1 protein-coding gene is annotated in these 851 nt (G+C 40.3%); it reads right to left on the reverse strand.

The window, feature by feature from the left end:
* Positions 1-139: 139 nt before the first annotated feature.
* A complete protein-coding gene (locus tag J3495_RS19005) occupies positions 140-619 on the reverse strand; it encodes a hypothetical protein (protein WP_127340893.1) in 480 nt (159 codons plus the stop codon).
* Between the last annotated feature and the right edge of the window lie 232 nt (positions 620-851).

The following is an 851-nucleotide window of genomic DNA, read 5'->3' on the forward strand; positions in this document are numbered from 1 at the left end:
GCGGTGCACGGCGGGATCTGCTTTGGGATGCCTGCCTCCTTTATACGCTCTGGGTGTATTGCTTTTCACTGGATTTAGTTTATTATTGGTCTGGGGATTTTATTCCCTGCCTTTTCTTGGTCTGCTCCGGGTATTACTCCTACATGCCTAAGCCTTTTTTCTTCGGCATATTTTCTTGTTGCTGTTCATTCTGCTCTGTCTTAAAATCAATTTTCAAGGGCTGGTTGGTACGCTGTCTGAGTGACTCTTTTTCAGCCGGGCTTAGATTATTGTCCCCGCTATAGTTTAGGTTACGTAAAACCGTTTTCACCGGTCCCATAATATCCGCAGGCTTTGCAGGCTGTTGTGCAGGGTTCTTTTCCTTTGGGTCAATTTTGATTACCAGAAATTTTCCTAACAGTTCGCTGATCCCTGTTTTTGTCGGGTTTCTAAGCTGTCTGAAAAAATTGGAAAAGAAATTGGTTAAAAAATTTCCGCCCCTGTCTATCCTGATAAACGGATTGCTCTGTCTGATGACCTTTTTTTTGTTTTTTTTCTTCTTTTCTTCTTCCGGTTTTGGCGGTGTGAACGGCTTTTTTTTCTTTTTCTCCACCTTATCCTTTTGCTTGTCTTTTTTCATGGTCTTTGATTTTAAGCCAAAAGGTAATTCTTATAGGTTCAGGCTCTGCTTTTTGGCACTCTGTGGCTTTGTTTGGCGGGACATGTCCGGTTTTGGACGGGATGGATTTTGGAGTTGCTACATTTACTGGGACATAAATTTTAAGACTGTTTAAATAAAAATAAATATCTTAGAATTATGAAAAAACGAGTTTACAGTGCTGAGTTTAAATCATCAGCAGTACGATTAAGTT

The sequence above is a fragment of the Flavobacterium geliluteum genome, assembly GCF_017948595.1.
Taxonomy (GTDB): domain Bacteria; phylum Bacteroidota; class Bacteroidia; order Flavobacteriales; family Flavobacteriaceae; genus Flavobacterium; species Flavobacterium flavipigmentatum.